5 protein-coding genes are annotated in these 3,853 nt (G+C 72.7%); all 5 read right to left on the bottom strand.

Annotation, left to right across the window (positions count from 1 at the left end; genetic code table 11):
• On the bottom strand, nucleotides 1-468 hold a 468-nt coding region (locus tag ACRX5S_RS30035; protein ID WP_436776297.1), incomplete at its 3' end, for a YbaK/EbsC family protein.
• A 75-nt stretch (nucleotides 469-543) separates the two neighbouring features.
• Nucleotides 544-834 carry a YiaA/YiaB family inner membrane protein gene (locus ACRX5S_RS30030; RefSeq protein ID WP_436776296.1) on the bottom strand — a complete coding sequence of 97 codons (291 nt, stop codon included), beginning with the start codon at nucleotides 832-834 and terminating at the stop codon, nucleotides 544-546.
• Between the two features lie 81 nt (nucleotides 835-915).
• On the bottom strand, nucleotides 916-1,563 hold the full coding sequence (locus ACRX5S_RS30025; protein WP_436776295.1) for an alpha-ketoglutarate-dependent dioxygenase AlkB family protein: 648 nt from the start codon (nucleotides 1,561-1,563) through the stop codon (nucleotides 916-918).
• Between the two features lie 55 nt (nucleotides 1,564-1,618).
• On the bottom strand, nucleotides 1,619-2,530 hold the full coding sequence (locus ACRX5S_RS30020; protein WP_436776294.1) for an SDR family NAD(P)-dependent oxidoreductase: 912 nt from the start codon (nucleotides 2,528-2,530) through the stop codon (nucleotides 1,619-1,621).
• A gap of 95 nt (nucleotides 2,531-2,625) precedes the next feature.
• Nucleotides 2,626-3,639: a helix-turn-helix transcriptional regulator gene (locus tag ACRX5S_RS30015; protein ID WP_436776293.1), complete on the bottom strand. Its 1,014-nt coding sequence runs from the start codon at nucleotides 3,637-3,639 to the stop codon at nucleotides 2,626-2,628.
• Between the last annotated feature and the right edge of the window lie 214 nt (nucleotides 3,640-3,853).

The raw sequence follows: 3,853 nt of genomic DNA, 5'->3' as shown, positions 1-3,853 counted from the left end.
CACGTCCCCAACGCCCCCCCCCGTCCCGCCCGTGATGCGGGCCAGTTCCTCCATCGTCGTGGGGAACACCGTGTGCGCGAGGCCGCCGGCCGCCCAGACCTGCTCGTGCTTGCCGAGCCAGGTGTCGACGACGGTGCGTACCGGCGCGGGGTGGCCGACCGGGGCCACGCCGCCGATGCGCTGGCCGGTCGCGGCGTGGACGAAGTCGGCGTCGGCGCGGCGTACCCGGTCCGCGCCGACGAGCGCCGCGACGCGCTCGGTGTCGACGCGGTGGGCGCCGCTGGTGAGTACGAGGAGCGGTGCGCCGTCCGCGTCGAAGATGAGGCTGTTGGCGATCGCGCCGACGTCGCACCCGAGGTGCGCGGCGGCCGCGGCGGCGGTGGGGACGTCGTCGGGGAGTTCGCGCACGGCGCCGGTGACGCCGTGCCGGGTGAGGTCCGCGACGACGCGGTCGAGCGCGTTGGTCATGCCGAGGACCCTACTGCGTGCTCCCGGAGAGCGCTCCCGCATTTGGTGCCGCCACCGAGCCGCGCGGCCCACGGGTCACACCGTCTCGGGCCGGAACACGTCGTGGTCGGACAGCAGCTTCTCCAGGCGGGCCTGGTCGACGCGGTTGACCATGGTCTCGGTCTCCTGCCGGTCACGGATGACCTTGGCGAGCGTGAACGAGGAGGTCACCAGGAAGAGCGCGCCGAGGCCGATGAACCCGCGCACCCACGCGGAGACGGGCAGGTACGCGATCCCGATCCCCATCGCGGTCATGGCCGCGGCGAAGGAGATCCACGCCTGGAAGTAGAACATCGCGGTGTTGCGGGGCTGCAAGGGCGTTGTCATAAGGGCATGGTGGCGCCGCGGGGAGCGGAATTCCTGAGTACGCCTACTCAGATTCCGCTTCCGACGCGCTGCCCAACTCCCCTACACGGCAAGGCCGGACACCCGGATGGTGACATTGAGCCTTCCCCGCAGCCCGAGTTCGGGCGGCGCGGTCCCGGGGTGCGTCCTCGGCACCCCGTGGTACGCGAAGCGCGACGGGCCGCCGAACACGAACAGATCGCCCGACTCCAGTTCGACATCGGTCCACGGGCGGGTCCGCGTCTCGGTGTTGCCGAGCCGGAAGACGCAGGAGTCGCCGAGGCTGAGGGACACCACGGGCTCGTCGCCGGACTCGTACCGGTCCTGGTGCAGCCCCATGCGGGCGTTGTCGTCGTAGAAGTTGACGAGGGCGAGGTCGGGCGCGAAGGCCTCGCCCGCGCGGTCGCCGTACGCCTCCGCGACGGCCCGGCGGCCGAGTGCGCCGAGCCAGTCGGGGAACGGCTTGACCGGCGACCCGTCGCGCGTCACGCGCACATAGCGGTACGGCTGCCAGGTCCAGCCCAGTGACACCGACCGCACCGACATGACGCCGCCCGAGGGCAGGACGACGGTCTCCAGCCCGGCGGGCGGCCGGGCCCACGCGCGGCAGGCGTCCAGCAGCCCGGCCTGCTCGTCGGCGTCGAGCCAGCCGGGCACGTGCACCGCCCCCGGCGCGACCTCGCGGCGCTGCCGGGGGAACAATGCGGACATGCGACAAGCCTAGGCGGTGGCCGAGGAATGCCTTCGGGCAATGCCGCCGGGGGCGCTACTGCTTCCAGGCGCCTTCCAGTTCGTCTTCGGCAAGGCCCAGCGACGCGGCAGCGTACATCACCTCGCGCGTGGCGTCGGTGGGGAAGACCACGCCGTCGAGGTCGAGGAGGCGGTCGGCCTGCGCGGCGTACGCCTCGGGCGTGTCGGCGAGCGCGCCCGGCGCCACGCCCAGCACGATGCGTGCCGCGCGGCCGCCGCCGACGCTGAAGATCTCGCCGCTGACCGGCACGTCGTCGCTGCCGAGCCAGACGACGAACGGGGCCACCTTGTCGGGCGTGAAGTTCTTCTCCAGGAAGGCGCGGAAGACAGCGTCCGGGATTCCGGCGGTCATCCGCGTGTACGCGACCGGCATGATCGCGTTCACCCGGATGCCGTCGCCGCGCCCGTCCATGGCCAGCGACTTCGTGAGGCCGAGGACGCCGCCCTTGGCGGTGATGTAGTGGCTCGTCCCGGTGATGCCGAAGATCGAGTTCGAGGTGGTGTTGACGACGCGCCCCCGCGTGGCCTTCAGGTGCGGCCATGCGGCACGTGTCACCTTGACGGTTCCGGCCAGGTGGATCGCGAGCATCTTGTCGAACATCTCGGCCGGGATCTGGTCGAACATGCCGCCGTGCGAGATGCCGGCGTTGTTGACGAGCACGTCGAGTCGGCCGTACGCCCCGATCGCCGCCCCGACGACGCCCTCCGGCTCGTCCGCGACGCTGTGCGTGTCGGCGACCGCCTCGCCGCCCACCGCGGTGATCTCCGCGACCACGGCGTCGGCCGGGCTCGCGCCCTCGGCGTCCGCGACGTCGTTGACCACGACCTTCGCACCGCGCGCGGCGAACGCGAGCGCGTGTTCGCGGCCGAGGCCCCGTCCCGCGCCGGTCACCAGGACCACCTGGTCGTCGAAGCGGATCTGCGTCACGTCGCCTCCACACACGTCGCGGGGCGCGCCGCCCCGTCGCCGCGTACCCTCCCCGGAGAGGAAACCGGTTTTCGTTCCCATGGTCAAGGGCAGCGTCAGGCCGGTACTCCGAGCCGCGTTCCCGGCGCCCCCGCCTCGTAGACGAAGTGGTCCTCGTCGTACGTCAGGCGCCGCGGGGTCACGTGCACCAGCCGCTCCAGGCGCTCGCGGGTCTCCTCGGTGTGCGGTGTGTAGACGGACATCCGCGCGCCCCCGGCGTCGCCGGTCGTCATGTGCGTGACCTCGAAGTTCAGGGACCCGACGGCGCTGTGGTAGTAGCACTTGACCGCGCTGTCCATGCCCGCGACCTCCTGCCGCCGCCACAGCTCGCGGAACTCGGGGGACGCGGCGTTCAGTGCGTCCAGCATCGGCACCCACCCCGGGTCGCCGGGGTCCGCCGCCACCGCCGCGCGCAGCTTGGCGACGAGGTGCCTGCTCGTTCCCGCCCAGTCGGCGGCCAGCGTGCGCCACTCGGGGTCGGTGAAGTACATCCACAGCGTGTTGCGCGCGCAGGGCGGCAGCTCGCGGTAGTCGCCGACGAGCGCCCGGTAGGCCTGGTTGCCGGCGAGGATCGTCCAGCGCGAGCCGATCACCGAGGCCGGGTACGGGTTGAGCCGGTCGAGCACGAGCTGCACCGCCGGGGACACCTGCGCCTCGGCGACCATGTGCTCGGGGTCGGGCACGTCCGCGAGGTGGAAGACGTGCGCGCGCTCCACGTCGTCGAGGCCGAGGACGCGTACCACCGACAGCAGCACCTGCGACGAGACGTTGATCTGGCGGCCCTGCTCCAGCCACGTGTACCAGGTCACGCCGATGCCGGCGAGCAGCGCGACCTCCTCGCGGCGCAGACCCGGCGTGCGCCGCCGCGGCCCCGGCGGGAGGCCGACCGCCTCGGGGGCCGTACGCTCGCGCCGCGACCGGACGAACTCGCCGAGCTCGCGGCGGCGCTTCTCGTTCTGCTCGCGCGACAGGCGCACGCGGCCCGGCTGCGTCGGCGCTCCTGTGCTGCTGCCGCCTCCGCCGCGCGCGCCGAGAAGCGCCTCGACTCCGTTGCCGACGAATTCCGCCATATCCGGTACCTCCTCCTTCGCGGGCGCTCGCCCACCATCCTCACGCGGATCACCGGAGCTATCCAGGTTCGGTCAGTACCAGCATCAGCAGGCACTCGGTACCCGTGTGGGAACGGCCCCAGGGTGTTGCCCATGCCACAAAGCACCCTGACCTCGGCCGCACAACCGGCGGCCGCCCCACCGGTCGCGGGGGGGGGGGGGGGGGGGGGGGGGG

It is taken from the genome of Yinghuangia sp. YIM S09857, from assembly GCF_051388915.1.
Taxonomy (GTDB): domain Bacteria; phylum Actinomycetota; class Actinomycetes; order Streptomycetales; family Streptomycetaceae; genus Yinghuangia.
This window is presented reverse-complemented; position numbering and strand designations above follow the sequence as displayed.